This is a genomic window from Kitasatospora sp. NPDC042419 (assembly GCF_056437345.1).
Window position 1 is genome coordinate 1 of sequence record NZ_JBWKAW010000084.1, and the last position, 4,801, is coordinate 4,801.

4 protein-coding genes are annotated in these 4,801 nt (G+C 72.4%); 3 read left to right on the top strand and 1 reads right to left on the bottom strand.

The window, feature by feature from the left end; all coding sequences use genetic code 11:
- The first annotated feature begins 994 nt into the window (after positions 1 to 994).
- On the top strand, positions 995 to 1,480 hold the full coding sequence (locus AC067J_RS43885; protein WP_478308494.1) for a hypothetical protein: 486 nt from the start codon (positions 995 to 997) through the stop codon (positions 1,478 to 1,480).
- Between the two features lie 277 nt (positions 1,481 to 1,757).
- Here AC067J_RS43885 and AC067J_RS43890 read toward each other — a convergent pair whose 3' ends face one another.
- Positions 1,758 to 2,927, bottom strand: coding sequence for a hypothetical protein (locus AC067J_RS43890; protein ID WP_478308495.1), 1,170 nt, complete (start codon positions 2,925 to 2,927; stop codon positions 1,758 to 1,760).
- Between the two features lie 126 nt (positions 2,928 to 3,053).
- On the opposite strand from AC067J_RS43890, the gene AC067J_RS43895 reads away from it, so the two are divergent.
- A complete protein-coding gene (locus AC067J_RS43895; protein WP_478308496.1) occupies positions 3,054 to 3,341 on the top strand; it encodes a hypothetical protein in 288 nt (95 codons plus the stop codon).
- 242 nt (positions 3,342 to 3,583) lie between these two features.
- Positions 3,584 to 3,790 carry a hypothetical protein gene (locus tag AC067J_RS43900; protein WP_478308497.1) on the top strand — a complete coding sequence of 69 codons (207 nt, stop codon included), beginning with the start codon at positions 3,584 to 3,586 and terminating at the stop codon, positions 3,788 to 3,790.
- Positions 3,791 to 4,801: the final 1,011 nt, after the last annotated feature.

Genomic DNA, 4,801 nt, shown 5'->3' on the forward strand with positions numbered 1-4,801 from the left:
CCGACGGTGCAGTCTGACGAGGGTATCCACCGGGCTGTGTCGGTGTCCGTCCCCCGCAAGGGTGACAACGCGCTCGCCGGCGCCGGCGAGCGCCGGCCGCGTGAGCACGATGTCGGTGCTTCGGCGGACGGATGCGGCAACGCGGCTGCGCCTCGGACCCGCGCAGGGCGCGGTCGGCGGTGTCGCGATGGCATGGGCGAGGGCGAGGGCCGCTGTGGCGCGTGCGCGGACCGTATGTGGCGTCGTGGGCCTGGCGGTCGCTCATACCCCGCTCGCCTGGGCGGCGGGAGCGAGGCCGCCGGCGGCCGCCGTGTCGGCGTCGGCCAGCCGGGCCGCGAACGCGACGTCGTCGATGCTGGCGCCGGGGAGAGGAGGTCGGCGTGGACGAGGGCGGGCGGGCCGGCTGCGGCCTCGTGGACGGCGGGGTTGGCGTAGTGGGCCGAGGCATGCGTCGATGTCGACCTGGACATAGGAGCCGGCGCGGCGGGTGAGCTCGTTGCGGACCGACTCGTCACCGGCGCAGGCTCCGTCCAACCCCGGTGGCCACCAGGTGAGTTGGAGACCAGGTTCTGGTGGAGCTCCGGGGCGGTCTTGGGCCCGGCGGAGAGCGCAGCCGCGTTGCGACAGGCGCCCGCGGCGCTCTGGGGGCGGGACCGGCCGCCTTCGCGCCGCCGAGCGCGTGCTCCAGTGCGTTCAGCGGCCTCCACGCCCCTCCATACCCTGAGGTCGCACCCCGCCATGCGGAGAAGACCACTGAAACGCTGAATGGGTGCGAATTCAGAAATGGAATAGGCGGCGAAATTTGCGAGAATTGCAGAAGGTGTTATGCGGGTCTATTGTCAAGTGTTTTGGAGGGGTGCGGGGGAGAGGGAGACGAGTCCGGGTCAGGGGAGGCCGCTGGCCCGGGTGACTGGTGACCGAATCCCACCCGGCCGTGTGCCGCGGCCGCGTACGCTCGAGGCGCCCTTCCCCTGCGACGCGAGGTGCCGGACACATGACCGCCATCGGCCATCACCACGACCACGGAGCAGAGGGCGACCATCGTCGCCGGTTCTTCGCCCCCGCGACCGACCGCCGCGACCAGCGGGACCCTGACCAAGACGCGCTGCTGGCCGAGTTGTACGACGCGGACCTGGACGGCTGCTGGCCCTGCCAAGGCCGCCTGGCGGGCCTCCTCGCCCACCACGCGCAGACCACGACCGACCTGGTCACCTGGGCCTGCGTGATCACGGCCGAGATGTACGGGGAGATCCCCGAGGCACTCCTCGACGACGGCGTCACCGACACCGGCCCGCTCTCCGAGCCCTTCCGGCAGCTGGCGCGCGTCTACGAGGAGCACTTCATGGCCGGCACCGAGTACAAGGAGATGCTGGCCGTGAGCTCGTCCATGACGCCCGGTGAGCGCGAGCAGGCGATCACGACCGCGGTCACCCTCGCGGTGGGGCTCGGCGACTTCGGCGTCGACTACCCCTTCCCGTAGCCCTCGCCTCCAGGCCGCCGGGTGCGAGCCGGCGCTCCCCGGTCCAGCGCGGCCCCGCAACGCCGCGGGCGGTAACACCTGCCCCGGCGCCCTGCGGGCGAACGTCCTGTAGCGGCGAGCCGGCGTCCGTCAGTACGCCGTCACGGGCCCGCGTCGTCCTCCGAGCCTCTCGACAGCCGCCCGGCCCCCCTGATGTGCCCGACCGGCTCCGCCGGCCGCGCCCCGACGGCATCCGCCGCCGCTGCGCCACCTCGGCGTGTCACCCGCGTTCGGGGCGTCAGGTGCTCGCCGGCCCGTCGTGCTGCGGGCCGGTCTCGGTACGAGTGAGGGCGTCGTCGAGGGCGTCGAGCCACGTGGCCGCGTAGGCCTTGCCGTTGGTGTGTGGGCTGCCGGGGCCGGTGAGCAGCCCGTCTGTGGCGTGTTCGGCGAGGAGGGCGTGGCCGAGGTCGGCGAGTTGGGTGCCGGCGGGGGTCAGGCAGGTGGCGAGGGCGTGGGGGACGCCGGTGGGGTTGAGCATCTGGGGGAGCATCAGCTGGATGAGCGGGGTCAGGCCGGTGGCATTGATCGCGGCCCGGAGGGCGGCGAGGGCGGGGGTGTCGGGCATGAGGAGCCCGTGGAAGAACAGCAGCCCTGCGACGCCCGCGAGCTGCTGCGCCCGCTCCCGCGCGCGGGCCATGTCCTGTTCGCTCGCGGCGGTCAGCAGGGCGAGCGGGTCGTACGCGCCGGCCACGGCCCAGGTGCCGAACGTCCCGTCGTTCTCGGCCTGTTCGGCGGCGGCCGCGAGCGCCTCCGGGCTCATGCCGGGCAGGAGCACGCGGAGGGTCTCGAGGAGCACCTCACGGCCGACCTCGTCCGCGCCCAGCCCGCCGAGCGCGACCAGGTGCGCGCCCGCCCGCCGCCGTGCCGCGTCCTGGCCGCGCACCTCCGGCTCCACGGCGGCGCCCTCCGTGAGCTGGCGGCGCATCAGGTCCGGGTCCGGCATCCCGGCGGGCCCGTGCGCGAGCGCCCGCTCGACGCCGACGTAGAACGCGTCCTGCTCCCGCTCCCCGCCCGTACCGGCCTGCTGGGCCCGGGCCATGAGCCGGTACGCCCGCGAGCGCTCCATCGCCCACAGCAGCGCCTCCCGTACGGCCGCCCACGGCGGCTCCGGCACCGCCCACACCCCCGCGAACGCCGGCCGCCCGGCCTCCGCGTACCAGCCGATCGCCGCCCACCGCAGATCCCGCCCCTGGCGCGCGTGCCGTGACAACGCGACCGCGACGTCCACCACCTCCTCCCGCAGCACCGACACCGAGCCCCGCCCGCGGCCCAGCCACCGCCGCTCATGCGCCGGCAGCAGCCCCGCCGCCCGCCACCGCTCCAGCTGCGCCGCCGACACCACGGCCCCGAGCGCCGACAGGCGCTCGATCAGCTCCCGATCCGCCCCACCGGGCTCTCCTCGCACCACACCCCACAATTTAGAACCCCGCGAAGCACCCGAGAACCACCCTCCCCGCCCCTGGCTGACTGGACCCCACGGCCCCGGAGAACACCCTCCAGCCGACCCGTCCAACACGCTCCAGGAGGCACCCACATGAACGCCGCCCGCGCCCGACACCTCACCACCGCCACCATCCCGCTGCTGCTCACCACCACGGCCGCCGGCCACACCGCGCTCGCCCTCGCCAGCACCGCGCTCCTCCTCCTGCTCGTCCCGGCGGCGGCCCTCGCGGTGCGCGCCGGCTGGGCACGGAATTCCGCTCACCGAATTGACGCGTACCAAACTCTCCACCTTCTCCTCCGCCTCGTTCCCTGGTATCCCGACCGCCCAGAGAAGACACCCCAGACGCCCCGCCGGAACGCGCACCGACGACCGGAATAGAAAAAGCCCTCAGCACTTCCGCCGAGTTCCCCGGAACCGCATCGGGCCCACCGTGCGCACAGAGGCCATGCCATATTTCCGGGGACGCCGCGCAGGCTCTTTCTCACTGCTCTCAGGAATGCAGTCACCCACCGACCGGCCAGGCACAGAAAATCCCTTGCGACGGGAAGATACGCTTTCCCTGGCCGGCCCGATGACCGACCAGTAACCGGGCGGTGCCCGAACCGCACCAGGGGGAACAGATGACCATCAGGAAGAACCAGCACACCGCCGTCACCACGGCGGCCCACGTACCGGACAAACCGGTCGTCATGTTCAGCGACGAAGCATCCGCAGTGATGAGCCCCTTGCCCGGCCCTGGGCGTCGCCTGCCCCTGCCACTGGACATCCTCGTCTTCCAGGCCCCACAGGCCCCACAGGCCCTGGAGGACACCGAGGACTCGCGCTGACCGCGCCCCAGGCCACGCGGCCGAGACCGCTCCCCAGACCAGGAGCCCGCCCCACCTGACACCTCTCCGGGCCCGCGAGGACCCCACGGCCCTGGAGAACCGCGAAACACCCGCGCCCCGGTGCGCCCCACCATCCACACGAGCCGGCCGGCACGACGAGCCCACAGCCGCGAGCACCGAGAGCGGCCCCCTTGCCCGCACAGACCCAAGGCACCCGTCGGCCGGCCCCGGTCCGCAGGGGCCAGTGCCGCCGCCTCTCGCCCCAGCGGCCAGCACCCCGCCCCAGGCTTCCACCGACAGGCGCCCGAGCCCAACCCAGGCGACGGGAACCCCACGCAGGGCAGCGAGCAACCCCCGCTCAGGAACAGCACGCCCACTTCGGGTCTCACCGAACCCCGGCCAGATCCCGGTAGCCCTCCGGCGCCAACGGCGCGCCCACCAGGACAAGGCCCACCCAAGGGGCACACGATGTCGGCCGCGCCCCCGGGACCCCCCACCCCACCCCACCTCACCCCGCCGCTGGCGGCGGCCCCACACCCCAGCGAGCCGAGCTCACACAAAACCCCACGCCAACGGCGCCAACAGGCACCCACCCACTCCCCAACACCCGCCCCAACCCCTCGAGGTGAGCACACCTCAACCCCCCACCACCAGACCCCCACTGGCAACGAACCAGCACCCCCACCCACACCCCGGCCCAACGGGCCCGAACCCGCCCTCCCTTCACCCCAGCGCCGAAGGCGCCCCAACCCAAAAACGCCCCGAACCGGGGCGGACAACCACCAAACACAACAACAAAACTGAAACCAACTCAAAAGCGCCGACAGGCGCGGAAATTCCAAAGGAATTTCCAAAACACACCACAAACCAGAAATTCCCCAACGGGGAATTCATCCCGCAAAGCCAAGGCCCCCAACGGGGGCCGACATAAACCACCCAAGAATTCCCCAACGGGGAATTCCCCTGCGAATTCAGCCGAAAGGCTGAATTCAAAAGGCATTTATGCCTCTG

Bases quoted from the DNA above. Each gene is read 5' to 3' on its own strand.
- AC067J_RS43900 (WP_478308497.1), top strand. From the start codon at position 3,584: ATGACCATCAGGAAGAACCAGCACACCGCCGTCACCACGGCGGCCCAC.
- AC067J_RS43885 (WP_478308494.1), top strand. From the start codon at position 995: ATGACCGCCATCGGCCATCACCACGACCACGGAGCAGAGGGCGACCAT.
- AC067J_RS43895 (WP_478308496.1), top strand. From the start codon at position 3,054: ATGAACGCCGCCCGCGCCCGACACCTCACCACCGCCACCATCCCGCTG.